Origin of the sequence: Methanobrevibacter sp., from assembly GCA_022775905.1 — an archaeon.
Classification (GTDB): domain Archaea; phylum Methanobacteriota; class Methanobacteria; order Methanobacteriales; family Methanobacteriaceae; genus Methanocatella.
In genome coordinates this window covers 32,033-47,987 of the sequence record JALFJX010000012.1, presented here as the reverse complement: position 1 = coordinate 47,987, position 15,955 = coordinate 32,033, and the positions used below count along the sequence as shown (strand labels likewise).

Here is a 15,955-nt window from a genome sequence, read left to right as displayed (position 1 = left end):
TAATTTTATTTTATTAATTAATGAGGAAAGATAATATGGTTAAAACTTATGTTTTTGGACATAAAAGTCCAGATAGTGATTCAATTACTTCAAGTTTAGTAATGGCTAACTTAGAAAAAGAATTAGGTAATTCAGAAGCTCAAGCTTACAGATTAGGAAACATCAATAAAGAAACTGAATTTATTTTAAATTATTTGGGTATTGATGCACCTGAACTTTTAGAAAGTGTTGAGGATGATGCTAATGTTATTTTGGTAGATCACAACTCTCCATCTGAATCTGTTGATAATTTAGAAAATGCAAATATTTTAAAAGTTGTTGACCACCATAAATTAGCTTTAGAAACTTCATATCCTTTATTTTTAAGATTTGAACCAGTTGGATGTACTGAAACTATCTTATGTAAATTATATGAAGAAAATGATGTTGAAATCACTAAAGAAATGGCTACATTAATGGTATCAGCTATTATTTCAGATACATTACTTTTAAAATCTCCAACTACAACTGAAGATGATAAGAAAGCAGTTGCAAAACTTGCAGAAATTGCTGAAATTGATGCAGAAGAGTATGGTTTAGAAATGCTTAAAGCAGGAACTGATTTAAGCAGTTTTTCTATTGAAGAAATCTTAGCATTAGATGCAAAACAAATTGACTTTAAAGATGTTAAATCCATTGTTAATCAAGTAAACACTGCTAGCATTCCTGATGTTTTAGAAATGAAAGATGAATTGGAAGCAGGTATAAACAAAATTATTGAAGATGAAAACTTGGATTTATTCATGCTTTTAATCACTGACATTGTAAACAGCAACTCACAAGTCATTGCACTTGGTAAAAATGCAGACCTTGTTGAAAAAGCATATGGTGTAAAATTAAACGATAATATGGTTTTACTTGAAGGTGTTGTATCACGTAAGAAACAAGTTGTTCCAATAATGACTGACAATGCATAAATTTTGAATATTATTAAACAAATGGATTTTCTAGCATTTTTTATAAAAATTTATAAATGATAATGTAAAGAATATTAAATAATGTATTTCTAATACATTTCTAATCAATCCATTTCGGATATTAAATTAGATGGGAGCATAATTATAAAACAACCTTTAATTGTATTTTTATACATTTAAAAAAAGAATTAGAAACTAACATTAATTATGCTTTCTCTTTTTAATGAAACTTTTTTTTAAAACAAGGTGTTAATATGAAAACACTTGAATGGGAAGATAATAAATTAAAACTTATTGATCAAACAAAGCTTCCTGATGAATTAACTTATGTTTACTGTGAAAATTATCAGGATGTAATTGTAGCAATTAGGGATATGATTGTTCGTGGCGCTCCAGCTATTGGGGTTTCAGCTGCTTTTGGAATGGTACTTGCAGATATTGAAGGTGTTGACTTAAACAAGGCTGCTTTAGAAATTAAAGCTGCAAGACCAACTGCCGTAAATCTATTTTGGGCAGTTGATAGAGTTTTAAATAGTGATGATGCTCTTGCTGAAGCATTAAAAATGTATGAAGAGGATATGGAAACCAATAGGGCTATCGGAAAATTTGGTGCTGAAGTCATTGATGAGGGGGACACTATATTAACTCACTGTAATGCTGGTGCTCTTGCATGTGTCGATTATGGAACTGCATTGGGTGTAATTAGAGCTGCACATGAACAAGGAAAGAATATTAATGTAATATGTGATGAAACTCGTCCACGTGGACAAGGAGCAAGTTTAAGTGTCTGGGAAATGCAACAAGAAAACATTCCTGTTAAATTGATTCCTGATGTGGCATCTGGATTTTTAATGTCACAAGGAAAAATAGATAAAGTTGTAATTGGTGCAGATAGGATTGCTCGTGGTGGTGTTGTAAATAAAGTAGGTTCATTTATGGTTGCACTTGCTGCAAAACATCATAATATTCCATTTTATGTTGCTGCTCCATATTCTACATTTGATAATGAAATATCTATTTTTGATACTGTCATTGAAGAAAGAGATGGTGATGAAGTAAGATATTATGGTGGGGCAAGAATCTGTCCTGATGGAACTGAAGTAATTAATCCTGCTTTTGACATTACTCCAAAAGAATTAATTACTGGTATTATAACTGAAAAAGGAATTATTGATCCTATTTAAATAATAATTCCCTATTTTTTACTTTTTTTAACTAATTTTTATATTTTATTCAATGTATATACTATTTATATAAGTTGTTGTAAAATTATAAACAATATATTTTTTGGATGGTATTTAATTGAATAAAAAAATAGTAATATTAATTATTGTTGTAATTATCTCTATTTTAGGATTGTTTTTAGTTTCTGCTGAGAATGACTCTTCAAGTAATTTAAATAGAACAACTTTAAATGTGTCCTCTGAAGGTCCAATTGAACTTTCTAAAATAACAGAAGATATCAAAAACAATTCATATTATGAAGGTTATGATAATGGGAATTTAAAATGGATGGAATCTTTAGGTGATAAGTATGTTTTCACATCTTCTGATGAAATTGTAATTATGGATAAATTGGATGCAGATAAAATTCCTTCTGCTTATGTTTGTGATGCGTATTTTCAAGAGATATTCTCATGTAATGTTTTAGAGAATCGTTCTTTAGGTGCTGGTGATCATTTTAAAGATATTTTGCTAATTAAAAATGTGGAATTCATTGATGAAGAGGTCCATTATACTCAAATTTAATATTTTAGATGTTTGGAGCAACATCTAATTTTTTTAGTTTATTTTTCCATCAATGGCTACATGCCATTCTCCGGGGGATGTTGATTTTACTTTGCGGCAATTAATTATTTCAACTTCTTTTCCAACTGCACTTGCCGCATCATTTAAACGTTTTATTCCTTGTTCATATGAATCAGAAAACTCATAATAATTAATTATTCCACCATCTTCAATTAAATCAATTGCAACATCAAGGAAAGTATATGCAAGGCCGGGTAGGTTCATAATTATTCTATCAAACTTCATGTTAAAGCCAGCACTTACTTGTCTCACGTCGCCACAATATGTTTTGATGTTTCCTTTCAATTTATTTAACTTGATATTTTCATCTAAATATTTGATTGCAGATTCATTGATGTCAACCGCTGTGATGTCAACATTTTTGTTTCGTGCTATTACAATTGGAAATGGTCCGATTCCACAGAACATGTCCAATATTTTTTCACCATTTTCAACGCTTTGCATCACACGTTTTCTTTCGGTTGCAAGTCTTGGTGAGAAATAAACTTCACGAACATCTAACTTTAATCTAGCACTATGTTCTTTATGGATTGTTACTGAATCATCAACTCCTGATAAGAATTCTAAATCTCGAACACGTGTTGTTCCCTTGACTGCACTTTTTTTCATGTAAATTGATCTTCTTTTTGTAAATTTAAGTGCGGCATCTCCGATAATCTGTTTTTTATCCTGTAGGTTTTCAGGAATTTCAAGAATTACAACATCACCTATGGTGTCAAATGATGTTCTTAAATTTTCAATTTCGTCTGGAGTTAACTCTTCTTCGAGCAATTCTGCAAAATTGTGTGGAACTTTCTTCATTGGTTCTAATTCCATATCAACAATTTCATAATCATTAACATCTTCATTTATTGGAATATATCCAAACTCGGTATCGGCTTTTATTTTATATTCCATATTCATCAAATCATTTTCCATTAATTTTATACGGGTATCATTTAATTGTCTTAATGGAACTTTTACACATTTCATAAAGTTTTTTATGTTTAAATTATTATATAATATATATGTTTTATTTAGTGGGTTTAGGATTATTTGATGAAAAGGATATATCTTTAAAAGGATTAGAATGTTTGAGAAATGTTGATAAGATTTATGCTGAATTTTTCACTTCAAGATTATTTGGTTCAAGTTTTGAAGCTATTGAAGAGTTGATAGGTCAAAAAATAGAAGTTTTAGTCAGAGGTGAAGTTGAAGAAGAAAGCAAATTTCTTGAAGAAGCAAAAACACAGGATGTTGCTTTAATCACAGGAGGGGATCCTTTAATTGCGACTACTCACAGTGATTTCTTGGTTCGCTGCTCTAAAAAAGGTATTGACTATGAAGTTATTCATGGTTCTTCTATTTTGTCTTCAGCACCAGCTATTTCTGGCCTTCAGGGATATAAATTCGGTAAAGTAACAACAATCCCTTTCCCTGATTATAATTTCTATCCAAAATCTCCTTACGAAGCTATTGAAGAAAATTTAAAAATGGATTTACATACTCTTGTCTTACTTGATATTCAAGCTCATAAAGACCGTTACATGACTGTTAATCAAGGGTTGGAATATTTAATGAATATTCATGATTCCTTGGAAGATCGTGATGGTTTAGTTAATGAAGATACATTGGCTATGGGGATTGCACGTGTTGGTTCAAAGGATGTATGTGTTAAGGCAGGAACAATCAAAGAGTTGATTGACTTTGATTTTGGAGGGCCTCTTCATTGTGTTGTAATTCCTTCAAAACTCCATATTGTTGAAGCAGAATATCTTGTTGAAATTGCTGGAGCAGACCCAAAAATACTTGATGATGTATAACTTTAAAATTAGGGAGATTAGAAGTAGTACTGTTTTTCCTACTTCTTTTGGGTACTTTTTCGGCGTTTCAGTGATTAAAAAAGAGATTGGCTGATGCCATTGATATGTATATTATGTCATATCGATTATTAGTTTATTTTTTTGTATATATAAATCTTTTTATTATTAATAAAATATTATTTTTTAAAAAAATTAAAGTATTATAAAAGCTAATTTTAGAAAATAAAGGTGGGAGAGGAAGTAGTCCTCATTTCTACTTCCAGTAATGAAATATATTCTAACATTTTGGAGATTATAAAATGATTGATGTTTTCATTAAAATATATGAATTATATTTCACATCGTATAATACTTATATTTTAATTTTATTTAAATATTGTTATTTGATTTTAATTTGTGTAGTTGCTACACTATTTATATGCGGGTTTCTATAAACTATATTTTAATGAAATTCGAAAAAACAATGGGTTTTTATGATTCAAATAGGTTGGGAGATATATTATTTATTTTTCATAAGAATCATAAAACATATCTTAATGATGAACTTTCTAAATATGATCTCAGTTTGATATCTGCTTTATGTATATTGATGATTCATGAAAGCGAAGAATTGAACCAAAAAGATTTGTCTGATGGATTGTATTTAACTAAAGGTGCTATTACAAAATCCGTTAAGAAATTGGAACGTGATGGGTGGATTTTGCGTGAAAGATCTGAGAATGATAAACGTCATTTTATTTTAAAATTAACTAGTAAAGGCAATAATTTCATTCCAATCATGAAGGAAGTAAACGATAAATGGGAGTCTGAAATGGGATTGGATGGATTAAATTATAACTTTAGGAAAACTTTCATCGAGTTAACTCACAGAGCTATTGATTTAAATTTAAAAAAAGAAAATGAAAAGGATTAATATTCGTAAAATCCTTTTCCCGCATTAATACCAGTTTCACCAGCATCTATTTTTTCCTTAAGCATTTTAGCAATTTTTCCAGGGGTAGTTTCAGGGTCTTTTGACTCTGGATTCATAATGACAATATTGTATGCTGTTTCAAGTCCAACAATGTCTAAAATATGGAATGGTCCTGCTGGGGCTCCTGTTGCTAAAATCCAAGTTTTATCAATTGTTTCATGATCTGCAACATCATTTGCAAGTAATGCTTGACCTGCATTTAGGAATGGAACTAAAAGGGAGTTTAGGATATAACCTGGTTGTTCCTTTTTGAGTTTTAAAGGAATCATGTTTATATCTTCAGCAAATTTGACTACTTCATCGTAGTATTCTTGCTCAGTTCCGGGATGTCCCATAACTTCAGCAGTGTTGTTTGCCCAGATTGTGTTTGCAAAGTGTAATGAAAGGTATTTTTCAGGTCTTCCAGTATATTCTGCAAACATTGATGGAAGTAATGTTGATGAGTTTGTTATAAGTATTGTTTTGTCTTCCATGTATTTTGCTAATTCCTGATAGAATGCAATTTTCTGTTCTGAGTTTTCGGCAATAGCTTCAATTATCAAATCAGCATCTTTAGCAGCTTCTTCATAACTGTTTGTTAATTTTAAGTTATCATATGCATCTTGGGCTTGCTGTTTAAGCAAGTCTAATTCATCAGAACTTAAGTCTGGTGTTTTTGATAATCTCTGCAGTATGCACTTGCATCTGTTTTCATTTTCTCAAGAGTGTCAACATAGATGTTTTTAAATCTTTCAAGTTTTGGTTGAGCTCTTTCAATTGATCCTTCACTTCTAAGCCAGATTGTAACATCAAATCCGCAATATGCAGTTTGAAGTGCAATTTGACTACCGAGTACTCCTCCGCCTGTGACAACGACTTTTTTTATACTCATTTCAAAAACCTCTATTAGTTTACTTGTATACTAATTTATTTACTTTTTAATAAATAATATGTTAATATTATTAATGGTTAAAAACAAAAATGGTATTGATGAATGTATTAAATAGTTTACAAATAAGGAATAATTCTTTAAAATCAAAATTAAGGCATGAACAATTGAAACATGGGAATTATTCATTTAAAAGTTTTGATAATGATCAATTGAAAGTTATTGAAGCATATAAAACATATAATTCTATTTTTAGGGCAGCATCTATTGTTGGGATTGATAAGGATATTGTAATGGATTGGTTTGTAAAGGGTTTAAAGGGAAATTCTAATTTTAGAAATTTTTACTTGGCAATACATAAAATTGATATGCTGGCAATTCAGAAAAAGGAGATTCTTGCTTTGCATAATGCTGAAATAAGAAATGATGGTCATTTCTCTCATTTTGAAAATGCATGGATTTATACTGCTGAAATTGATGGTGAAAAAATTTCAATTATTTCCGGAAATTTGAATAATCTGAAGGCAAAAGTCAAATCCAAAAATCTCCCTTTATAATTATTTTTAAAATTTCAATATTAAAAATTATACATTAATGTGTTCTTAAACTGCATTAAATCATTGAAAAAGGCAATATTATTATATTGGGGATATTAAAAATTTTATAGTGGTCTGAATGCGAGTTTTTTAAGAATTATTCAAAAAATGGTTGAAATATTTAAAAAGATGTTTTTTGAGTTTTACTGGTGCTCTGTAAATTTTGTACAATAAATTCAAATAGTTTGTATATTATAGAACAATATAAGACTTAATAAGATTAAGTCATTAATTGGTGATATTATGGCCGATAAAGAAAAAACTATTGAAACTTTACAATTTCTTGTAACTGGATTAGCAGCAAATTCATTTGGACACAGAATTCAAGGTAAAATCTTCGCAGGATTAGGATTTCAATCCCTTGGAGATAAATATGCTGCTCATGCAACTGAAGAATTAGATTTTGTTGAACAATTCATGGATCGTATATTGGATTAGGTGGAGAAATCAAACAAGAAGCAGCTCCTGAAGCTCCAATATTTACTGATATTGTAGAATTCATTGAACATGATTATGACGTATCTGTTGAAGGAATTGCATTAGTCAATGAATTTATGGAATCTGGAATTTTTGATGCAACAACCTATGACTTAATGAAAGTATATCTTAAAGATGAAGAAGATGATATGGGTTGGAGTGAGCAACAATTGGAATTATGTAAAATGATTGGAAAACAAAATTACTTAACTCAATTATTAATTAATGATCAAACTGTAGAATAATCTTTTTTTTTTTAATGAGTATGATTTGTAAAGTTATTTATTATGGATATTAGTATTATATCCATTTTAATAATTTTTATATTATATTTTTATTATTTTAAATCACTGTCTTTTTATAATATTTGTGATGTTATTGATGAACTGATAATTCATTGAATTGGATATATAATTTCAATATTAAAAATTATACATTAAATTGTCCTTAAACTGCACTAAAACATTTATTAACTTGTATAAACTATCTATTTGTATGACTCGAAACAGGCGTGTTACAATTAGTATCAATAATGATGTTGATTTGGTATTTCGCAAAATTGCATCCAGTAAGATGCTTTTCAAAACTGGCTGGTATTCAAAAGCGATTGAAGAAGCAATGTTGTTATGGATTGAAAGGGAAAAAATTAAATAATTTTTTTCTTTTTTTCTTTTTTTTAGCATTAACTATTTAAATTAAACTAATCTACTTATTATTATAGAGTGGGTGTCAATAATGGAAAATGAGGAATTTAGAACTGTTAGAGTTTATACTAAAAAATATACTAGTAAAGATAAAGAGGGAAATACTGTTGAAAAAGAATCTCAACAGAAACAGGTAAGTCTTAAAAAAGAAGATCCTTTTGAAGATAATGACCTTGTAAAAGTATTGGCTCAAAGTGAATACGAGGCATTAATTGATAATCAATTTTCTGATTCTAAACTTGATGAATTTTATCACAGGCTTGAAGCAAAAGATGCAGAAATCGATAAATTAAATGAACAGATTCAAGCTCTCAAAGGATCATTTTTTGATGATGTTGATTCTCTTAAGGAACAACTCACTGATAAGGATGAACTTTTAAAAGCAAAAGATGAAATTCATGAACTAAACAAAAAGATTACCAGAATCGATGATGAGAGAGTGGCTATTTTCAAAGAATTGGATTACAAGAACAAAATGATTTTAGCATATAATGTTGAATTGAATAAATCTATTCTTAATGCTATTAATGTTGTCATTGATGAAGCAAGAGAAAACATCAACAGAAGAAATGCTCAGCTAGTTGAGGACTTGGAAAAATCCATTGAAAAGTCTAAACTTGAAGTAAATGAGAAAAATAAAGCTATAGCATATGATATAAAAAGTGCTGTTGAAGATATGAATGAACAAATAAGAAACACTAGTACTCTTAAAATGATATTGAACAAAAAAAGAATTAATTTAAGAGTCCCTACTGATGATTTACTTAAACCATTTGAGTTCGGATTTGATGTGGAGCAATTGCTTTCAGGACAAGCATTAGAACTTGATGCTGCCGAAATCCTAAAAGAAGTAATGCCAAAACTTCCTGAACCATTTTCTAAATATATTGACACTATTGAAGAAGAACCTGAAACTATTGAAGTTTCATCAAAAAAAGAGGAATAATTCATGAGAACATTTGATACAGGAAAGATTATTTTTGAATATCCTGACAGTTGGGAAGTTGAAAAAGCAGATATTCTATCAAATCCAGATTGCATAGCAACATTGTCAAAAGGCCAAGGTAATTTGATTAATGCAGTAAGTTTTCCGACTGCTACAAACCTTGATGACTATAAAATATTCATGGAAGATGCAATTTCAAATGATGGTGGTAATGTTTTAGCTTCTGATTTTGTTCAGATTGCAGAAAAAGATGCCATTAAACTTCATGCTAACATAGATACTCCAGATATTAACTTTGACATCCATACTTATGTCTTTGTTGAAAATGGTGAAATATATATTTTCGAACTAAGGACATTAGACGTTTCTGGTGAATCTGAAAGCGAGTTCAAAAATATTATTTCTTCATTAAAATTTTAGAATAATTGTGTATACTCTAATAAGTAATTCATATGATTCTTATCAAGTATTTTTAAGGTTGAGATATTTTGTGGTGTGGTACCTGAGCGTTCCTCTACAAGATTTCTCAAAGATCTGTTTTTCATGTGTGCATGGATTTCTTTTATTACAAATTCCATATTTTCAAGATTCTTTTTTTCCAAATCTTCTTGGGTAATGTCTTCATAAATAGGATAGTTATTCAAATCATATGATTTTGTTGGTGTTTGCAAGACATTCAAGTAACTATAATAGTTTGCAGAGTCTGCTAAAAATCCATCAATTCCCATATATGTCAATATCGGCATGAAGGATAATTCTGCAAATGGGAATATGAAATAACTTGTTTTTTTAGCTTCTTTTTTAAGTGATACAATAACATCAACAAGTTCTCTTGAATTTGTTAGTAATGAATCACCATTAGCTATTATGAATCCGTTGTATCCGATTTCTTCTAATTTTTTCATGCATTCGATTCTTAAATCAATGTATTTAGAACCTTGAATTACTGCAATATCGCATATATCTACATTTTCTTCAGCAAGTCTTAAAGTTTCTTTTACATTGAACTCTGCAATTTCACGGTCAATGTTGTGTGCTGATCCTTGGTTAGGTGCAATTTTCAATTCCTCTTTGAAAAATATTCTTGGTGTGAGTTCACCATCAACTTTTCCAACTCTTCCAGGTCCGTCATGTGATTTGATTTCGAATTGTTTTATCATTTATTTCTTTCCTATTTGCTTTTTATTTTTAATTTGTATCTTTAGGTTTATAAAAATTTTTCATAAGATGTAATCTTTTTGATTACACTATCAAAAAATTTAGTAACCTTTATATATGGTTTTTTAAAGAGTATAATTAAGGATTTGAGGAAATAGTCCAATGATTATCCGAGGTGTGTTTTTAATGTCTATAATAAATCGTCTTAAATCCTTGTTCAAAGGAGATATAGATAAAGAAGAAACAGACATCAATAATGATGTATCAAACACATCTAATGATGTCGAAGTTACATCTTCACAAATGGAAGAAACTATCGTTCCTGAAGTGGAAGATAGTGAAAAAGATTTAACTTTCAAAAAAGACATCGAAATTGTAGAAGATTCATCTGAAGAAATTGTGGAAGAAGCTGAAACTATTGAAGAAGTGGCTCCTGAGGAAGTTGAAGTTGTTGAAGAAGCAACTCCAGAAGAACCAGAAGTTGTTGAAGAAGTTGAAGTTGTTGAAGATGAAGAAGAAACAACAGAAGATGTTGTTGAGGAAGTTGAAGAAAATTCAAATGATAAAGATAAAAAGAGAGATACTATGACTTTATTAACTGATAAAGAATTATTAAATGATAGTAATCGTGATCCAGATTTCACCGCTGAGTTCATTGATGCTGGAATTGAAACTGTAAAACACTGTTTCCAATGTGGTACCTGTAGTGGAGGATGCCCATCTGGAAGAAGAACTCCTTATAAAGTAAGACAAATTGTCAGAAAATGTTTATTAGGATTAAAAGAAGAAGTTATTTCTGATGAATCTTTATGGATGTGTACTACCTGTTACACTTGCCAAGAAAGATGTTTAAGAAGTGTTAAAATCGTAGAAATCATCAAAAAAGCACGTAACATCGCAGCTCACGCTGGATACATGGCTAAAGCTCACAAAATGACTGGTGTGTTCGTATTAAATACTGGTCATGCAGTACCTATTAATGACAATGTTAAAGCTTTAAGATCAAAAATTGGTCTTCCTGAAGTGCCACCTACAACTCATGCTTATCCTGAAGCATTAGCTGAAGTACAAAAATTATGTAAAATTACCGCTTTTGATGAATTAATTGGTTACGATGAAGCAACCGGCGGATTAAAAGAATAGATTGAGGAGAGTTATAATATGGAAATTGCATACTTCTTAGGTTGTATTATGAACAACCGTTATCCTGGTGTTGAAAAAGCTACCAGAAAATTATTTGAAGCATTAGATATTGAATTAAAAGATATGGAAGGAGCTTCTTGTTGTCCTGCTCCTGGTGTATTCGGTTCTTTTGATGAAGAAACTTGGGCTACTGTAGCAGCTCGTAACTTAACTCTTGCTGAAGATATGGGTGCAGACATTATGACCGAATGTAATGGATGTTTCGGATCATTATTTGAATGTAATCACATCTTACAAGAAGATGAAGATAAAAAAGCTAAAATCAACGCTAACTTAGCTGAAATTGGCAGAGAATACAAAGGAACTATTAATGTAAAACACTTCGCTCAAATTTTAAGAGATGATGTTGGATTTGAAAAATTAGCTTCATTAATCGAAAAACCTTTAGATTTAAATGTTGCTGTTCACTATGGATGCCACTTCTTAAAACCTACCAAAACTATTGGTATTGAAGATCAAGCAGAAAACCCATCTATTTTAGATGACCTTGTAGAAATTACTGGTGCTAAATCTGTAGACTACAAAGACAAAATGATGTGCTGCGGTGCAGGTGGAGGTTTAAGAGCTAGAGATAAAGATGTAACTACTAGTTACACCAAAGAAAAACTCGACCATATGACAGCTGCTGGTGTAGATGCAATTGTTAACGTATGTCCTTTCTGTCACATGCAATTTGATGTAGGTCAAGTTGAAGTAAACGAAAAATACGGAACTGACTTTGCACTTCCTGTATTCCACTTAGCTCAATTATATGGATTAGCTATGGGATTATCAGCTGATGACTTAACCTTCGATGCTCAACAAATTGATGCAACCCCTGCTATCAAAAAAGCATTAGGTGAATAGATTTAAGGATTTCTATCCTTTTATCTTATTTTTTTTAGACATTAAAAACACATTTTGGATATTGATTATCAGCATTGGTAATCATTTTTTTATTTTAAATTTTTTTGTTTGTATTTATGCGAATTATTCGTAAGCATGTTTATATATGAGTAGTTAGATATCAATAAATGTTAAAAAATAAGAGGTGAAGATTATGTTTGTTGCAACATTAGATGGAATCTTTAAATATTCCGACCTTCCAGAAGAATATGAACCTTATGTTCAATTTAAAGCAACTATTGATAAAAGAGAACTTAAATCTACTGATGAAATGGCTATTTTAAACATTGCAGGTACTTCTACCCACCATGTTTTGTTCTTAGATGCTTATTCAAGCACTGCAGAAATCGAAGCTGAATTAAAAGAAGCAGATGCAAAAATTAACCATACTACTTTAAAAATTATAGGTGGCCATTTATGAGTTTACCATCTGAACAAAATTGGTTAGTTCTTCAACGTCTTATAACTGATTTGGCAAAAAAAGGTTATGAAATACCTAAGGGAATTAACCCTGAGATGGGCTTAATCAGGTCTTCTATTAGTTCATACAGAAGAGACCCTTCCCATCCTGAATTGATCAATGGTTTAGCTAAAGCAGAGATGGCTTTAAATAATATTCAAGGAACTCTTTTAACTATTGCTGAAGAAGAAGGTGAAGAGTATGTTGATCAATGGATTGATTTATTAAAAAGAGTCATGAGAGGAGAAGAAGTATTTGAATTTGCAAAATCCCGATCAAAATTCTTAGTTAATACTCCTCCTGGTTTAACTACTGGTAGAATCAACTTAAAAGTTCCTTTAGCTGAAGAAAGAGTTCAAGAAATTGCAGAATGGAATGGTTTAATCATTGAATTTGATGATGATGTAACTGTTCAATTACATGGAGACCAAGAAGACCTCAAATCTGGTTTAAAAGAAATGGGATCTTTCTTTTTTGATGAGATTAGGTGATTTTATGACAAAAATTTTAGCAATAAGTGATATTCACGGTGAAGAAAACGAAAATTTATACACTTATTTAGGCAATAATGATATTGATTTAGTTTTAATCCTTGGAGATATTACTGACTTCGGACCTTTGGATTTTGTAGAAACATTCATTAATAAAATATATGAATATGATGTGGATGTTATTGCTCTTCCAGGTAACTGTGATCCAAATGGAATATGTAATGCGATTAATGATGTAGCATTTTGTCTTCACAATAATATTGTTGCATATGGTGATGCAATATTATTCGGTTATGGAGGATCTAACCCAACTCCATTCAATACACCTGGTGAAACAGATGATGATCATATTTACAGATCAGTTTATGATTTATTAGCTAATTATGATTATGTCTACAATACTGAAGTTCCTAAAGTAAGAATTTTAGCAACTCATGCTCCACCATTCAATACTGACGCTGACAGAGTTTCCAATGGTGAACATGTAGGTAGTTCTGGAATTCAGAAATCTATTCATGAATTTGAACCTGAAATTAATGTTTGCGGCCATATCCATGAAGCTAAATCTCTCAGTAAGATTGGAACAACTACTGATGTGGCAAATCCAGGTATGCTTAAAGATAATGGTGCTGTCTTGATTGATATTAAAGATGGCTCAAATTATGACATAAGTATTATTTCTTTAGACGAATAACTCGCCTATTCTCTCTTTTTTTATTTTTTATTTAATTTTAATTAGTTACTGTAAATTTATTTTTTTTCTAGAAAATCAAATAACAAATTTTATTTAAGATTAATTTTATAAATTTAACCATATTTAATGTGATTTTCATGATTTGGGTTACTAGTAATGTTGATGGTACTGAATATAAAGAACCATTTTCCAAAGGAATCATGTCTCGTTCACTGAATGTTTCTTACATTGGGTCTAAAAGAGCATATGAAATTGCTAGTGAAATCGAAGATGAGCTAATTAAAAATGAGTTATTTATCATTTCTCGTGAAGAATTGGCAGATATTGTATTAGATCATTTGATTAGTATGGATTCGAAAATTGCAGAAAAATATAAAAATCTAAAATTACTTAGGAAATCTAAAAAGCCATTAATCATTCTCATGGGTGGTTCATCTGGTGTGGGTACATCTTCAATGGCATTTGAATTGGCTAATCGATTAAGATTAAAGAATATCATAAGTACGGACATGATTCGTGAAGTAATGCGAAAGGTTGTTTCAAAGGAATTAAGTCCAGTTATTCATAAATCTAGTTTCAATGCTTATGAAAGTATAAAAAATCCTTCTGTTAAAATGGATAGAGTTATTGAAGGTTTTATTGCTCATGCTGATGTTGTTAATGTGGGAATTGAAGCAATCATTGAAAGGTCTATTAAAGAGGGGATTAGTACTATTATCGAAGGAGTTCATGTAGTTCCAGGATTTATTAGCAAAGATCTACTTGAAAACAATAATATTATTATGTTTACTTTGATGATTGAAAATGAAGAGTCTCATAAACAGCGTTTTTATTCAAGATGCACTCAACCTTGGGTAAAAAGATCTCTTGGAAATTATATGGAAAATTTTGAATCAATTAGAAAAACTCAAGATTTTTTAGTTGAACAAGCAAAAATTTATGATTCTCATATAATTAACAATATTGATATTAATGAAACAATAGATTTGATGGTAAATAATATTTTGGAAAAATTTGTAGGTGTTAATGATGAATAGGAAAGTTAAAGAAATAATGACCACTGATGTAATCACTACTACATCTGATGTTGATGTAGTATTTGCATTTGAAAAATTAATGGAAAATAAAATTAGTTCTCTTCCTGTTGTTGAGAATGATAAATTAATTGGAATTATTACTGCAACTGATGTTGGTCATAATTTAATTTTAGATAAATATGAATTAGGAACTAGTGTTGAAGAAATAATGATAACTTCTGTAGTTACTGTTTCTCCAGATAATACTATTGAAGAAGCTGTTAACATAATGAAAGAAAATGTTTCTTCAGGTATTTTAAACCAACTTCCTGTTGTTGAAGATGGAAAATTATTGGGTATTGTCTCTGATGGGGATATTATTCAAGAGGTATTCTAATTTAGTCCATCCATTTTTCTTTTTTTTAAATTATAATCATTTTAAATTAGTTGCTATAATTCTATTTTTTTCTAGAAATTCTTTTTACAGTATTTTTTCAAGTTTTTGCTTTATTTTTACTAACATTTATATAATATTACTATCATATATTATTATGGCTAGACTGGAGGGTTAGGGGTCCTCTGTAAGCACATACCCCCTTTGGTGCAGTTGAAGTCTAGGAGGCGGCTTTTTAAGGGGATATAAGCCTATTAAAAACAACGCAGAAACCTCGTCCTACAGGATTGGTGGTGATGAAGTTTTTACTGGAGGGTAAAAATTAGTCATCTTCGATATGGAAATGGGTCAGGCCCGGAAGGGAGCAGCTTTACTGTTAACATTCAATGCTTGTAGAATCCCGGGGTGGAGTTGGGTTTTTTAGATCACTTATATTTTTGAGATTAGTCCACTCCTTGACATGCCATTTAAAAAAATAATTAAGTTTATAAGTAAGTTTAAACATATAATTTATTATACTTGT

Annotated in this window: 20 protein-coding genes, 1 other RNA gene and 1 pseudogene; 19 read left to right on the top strand and 3 right to left on the bottom strand. The window is 30.1% G+C overall.

The features are described from left to right. The first annotated feature begins 35 nt into the window (after positions 1-35). The 3 genes from MR875_04265 to MR875_04255 all read left to right on the top strand — a co-directional run bounded on the left by MR875_04265 (position 36) and on the right by MR875_04255 (position 2,705). Positions 36-956 (top strand): manganese-dependent inorganic pyrophosphatase, encoded by a 921-nt coding sequence (locus tag MR875_04265; protein MCI6994056.1) that lies wholly within the window; start codon positions 36-38, stop codon positions 954-956. Between the two features lie 254 nt (positions 957-1,210). Continuing rightward, positions 1,211-2,140, top strand: a complete 930-nt coding sequence (gene mtnA / locus MR875_04260; protein ID MCI6994055.1) for an S-methyl-5-thioribose-1-phosphate isomerase — start codon at positions 1,211-1,213, stop codon at positions 2,138-2,140. A 118-nt stretch (positions 2,141-2,258) separates the two neighbouring features. Beyond that, a complete protein-coding gene (locus MR875_04255) occupies positions 2,259-2,705 on the top strand; it encodes a hypothetical protein (protein MCI6994054.1) in 447 nt (148 codons plus the stop codon). Positions 2,706-2,738: 33 nt separating this feature from the next. On the opposite strand, the gene MR875_04250 is transcribed toward MR875_04255, so the two are convergent. Then, positions 2,739-3,737, bottom strand: a complete 999-nt coding sequence (locus MR875_04250; GenBank protein ID MCI6994053.1) for a class I SAM-dependent methyltransferase family protein — start codon at positions 3,735-3,737, stop codon at positions 2,739-2,741. A 35-nt stretch (positions 3,738-3,772) separates the two neighbouring features. Here MR875_04250 and dph5 point away from each other — a divergent pair, with 35 nt between their 5' ends. Beyond that, positions 3,773-4,567: a diphthine synthase gene (gene dph5, locus MR875_04245; protein ID MCI6994052.1), complete on the top strand. Its 795-nt coding sequence runs from the start codon at positions 3,773-3,775 to the stop codon at positions 4,565-4,567. 445 nt (positions 4,568-5,012) lie between these two features. Continuing rightward, entirely contained in the window at positions 5,013-5,480 is a 468-nt protein-coding gene (locus MR875_04240) for a MarR family transcriptional regulator (GenBank protein ID MCI6994051.1), read from the top strand. Here MR875_04240 and MR875_04235 read toward each other — a convergent pair. Continuing rightward, positions 5,477-6,411: pseudogene (locus MR875_04235) on the bottom strand (3-hydroxyacyl-CoA dehydrogenase). The gene MR875_04240 and the pseudogene MR875_04235 sit on opposite strands and share 4 nt — an antisense overlap. Before the next feature lie 98 nt (positions 6,412-6,509). Between MR875_04235 and MR875_04230 the strand changes: the two are divergent. The 6 genes from MR875_04230 to MR875_04205 all read left to right on the top strand — a co-directional run bounded on the left by MR875_04230 (position 6,510) and on the right by MR875_04205 (position 9,551). After that, positions 6,510-6,965: a hypothetical protein gene (locus MR875_04230; GenBank protein ID MCI6994050.1), complete on the top strand. Its 456-nt coding sequence runs from the start codon at positions 6,510-6,512 to the stop codon at positions 6,963-6,965. 282 nt (positions 6,966-7,247) lie between these two features. Continuing rightward, on the top strand, positions 7,248-7,442 hold the full coding sequence (locus MR875_04225) for a hypothetical protein (GenBank protein MCI6994049.1): 195 nt from the start codon (positions 7,248-7,250) through the stop codon (positions 7,440-7,442). Between the two features lie 116 nt (positions 7,443-7,558). Next, positions 7,559-7,726 (top strand): hypothetical protein, encoded by a 168-nt coding sequence (locus MR875_04220; GenBank protein ID MCI6994048.1) that lies wholly within the window; start codon positions 7,559-7,561, stop codon positions 7,724-7,726. Positions 7,727-7,976: 250 nt separating this feature from the next. After that, positions 7,977-8,135: a hypothetical protein gene (locus MR875_04215; protein ID MCI6994047.1), complete on the top strand. Its 159-nt coding sequence runs from the start codon at positions 7,977-7,979 to the stop codon at positions 8,133-8,135. A gap of 81 nt (positions 8,136-8,216) precedes the next feature. Beyond that, positions 8,217-9,131 carry a hypothetical protein gene (locus tag MR875_04210; GenBank protein ID MCI6994046.1) on the top strand — a complete coding sequence of 305 codons (915 nt, stop codon included), beginning with the start codon at positions 8,217-8,219 and terminating at the stop codon, positions 9,129-9,131. Between the two features lie 3 nt (positions 9,132-9,134). Further along, positions 9,135-9,551, top strand: a complete 417-nt coding sequence (locus tag MR875_04205) for a hypothetical protein (GenBank protein ID MCI6994045.1) — start codon at positions 9,135-9,137, stop codon at positions 9,549-9,551. Here the strand turns inward: MR875_04205 and MR875_04200 are convergent. Continuing rightward, positions 9,548-10,291: an archaeosine tRNA-ribosyltransferase gene (locus MR875_04200; GenBank protein MCI6994044.1), complete on the bottom strand. Its 744-nt coding sequence runs from the start codon at positions 10,289-10,291 to the stop codon at positions 9,548-9,550. The two genes, MR875_04205 and MR875_04200, sit on opposite strands and share 4 nt — an antisense overlap. Positions 10,292-10,475: 184 nt before the next feature. Between MR875_04200 and hdrC the strand changes: the two genes are divergently transcribed. The 8 genes from hdrC (at position 10,476) to ffs (ending at position 15,902) form a co-directional block, all read left to right on the top strand. Continuing rightward, entirely contained in the window at positions 10,476-11,432 is a 957-nt protein-coding gene (gene hdrC / locus MR875_04195; GenBank protein ID MCI6994043.1) for a CoB--CoM heterodisulfide reductase subunit C, read from the top strand. Positions 11,433-11,450: 18 nt separating this feature from the next. Then, complete coding sequence (gene hdrB / locus MR875_04190; GenBank protein MCI6994042.1) at positions 11,451-12,338, top strand: CoB--CoM heterodisulfide reductase subunit B; 888 nt, start codon at positions 11,451-11,453, stop codon at positions 12,336-12,338. 193 nt (positions 12,339-12,531) lie between these two features. Continuing rightward, a complete protein-coding gene (locus MR875_04185) occupies positions 12,532-12,798 on the top strand; it encodes a DUF749 domain-containing protein (protein MCI6994041.1) in 267 nt (88 codons plus the stop codon). Continuing rightward, a complete protein-coding gene (locus MR875_04180; GenBank protein ID MCI6994040.1) occupies positions 12,795-13,328 on the top strand; it encodes a DUF2096 domain-containing protein in 534 nt (177 codons plus the stop codon). Before MR875_04185 ends, MR875_04180 begins: the two co-directional genes overlap by 4 nt. 4 nt (positions 13,329-13,332) lie before the next feature. Further along, positions 13,333-14,022 (top strand): metallophosphoesterase, encoded by a 690-nt coding sequence (locus tag MR875_04175; GenBank protein ID MCI6994039.1) that lies wholly within the window; start codon positions 13,333-13,335, stop codon positions 14,020-14,022. Between the two features lie 137 nt (positions 14,023-14,159). Next, positions 14,160-15,059 carry a 2-phosphoglycerate kinase gene (locus MR875_04170; GenBank protein ID MCI6994038.1) on the top strand — a complete coding sequence of 300 codons (900 nt, stop codon included), beginning with the start codon at positions 14,160-14,162 and terminating at the stop codon, positions 15,057-15,059. Then, the gene (locus MR875_04165) at positions 15,049-15,435 is read left to right on the top strand and encodes a CBS domain-containing protein (protein MCI6994037.1); all 387 of its coding nucleotides are present in this window, start codon (positions 15,049-15,051) and stop codon (positions 15,433-15,435) included. The genes MR875_04170 and MR875_04165 overlap by 11 nt, the downstream gene beginning before the upstream one ends. Before the next feature lie 151 nt (positions 15,436-15,586). After that, an RNA gene (gene ffs / locus MR875_04160) (signal recognition particle sRNA) lies at positions 15,587-15,902 on the top strand. The last annotated feature ends 53 nt before the right edge of the window (positions 15,903-15,955 follow it).